The organism is Rhodococcus sp. KB6, from assembly GCF_001445685.1.
In the GTDB taxonomy this organism is placed as follows: domain Bacteria; phylum Actinomycetota; class Actinomycetes; order Mycobacteriales; family Mycobacteriaceae; genus Rhodococcus_F; species Rhodococcus_F qingshengii.
Genome location: NZ_LNAK01000119.1, coordinates 1 through 423, shown reverse-complemented (window position 1 = coordinate 423; position 423 = coordinate 1). Strand labels below are relative to the sequence as shown.

The following is a 423-nucleotide window of genomic DNA, read 5'->3' as shown; positions in this document are numbered from 1 at the left end:
GCCCACACACTGGCGTTGAGGCCGTACTCGGTGTCGTTGGCCGCAGCGATGGCCTCTTCGACGTCCTTGACGGGGTAGATCGAGACGAGCGGCCCGAAGGTCTCGTCGCGGTAGCACTCGGCGTCTTCGGGAACCCCGGTGAGCAGCGTGGGCTCGTAGAACAGCGGTCCGATGTCCGGGCGGGCCTTGCCGCCGGCAATGACGGTGGCGCCCTTGACCACTGCGTCGTCGACATGCGCGGAGATTGCCTTGACCTGGGCCTCGGAGACGAGGCTGCCCATCTCGATTCCGAATTCGTAACCAGCGGCGAGGTTCATCTTCTTGACGCGGTCACCGAACATACGGATGAACTCGGGTGCGATGGACTCTTCGACGTAGATGCGCTCGATGGAGATGCACAGCTGACCGGAGTTGGAGAAGCAC

General features: G+C 63.4%; 1 protein-coding gene. It reads right to left on the bottom strand.

The genetic code is table 11. The features are described 5' to 3' along the window. On the bottom strand, positions 1-423 hold a 423-nt coding region (locus tag ASU23_RS16355; protein WP_156423167.1), incomplete at both ends, for an aldehyde dehydrogenase family protein.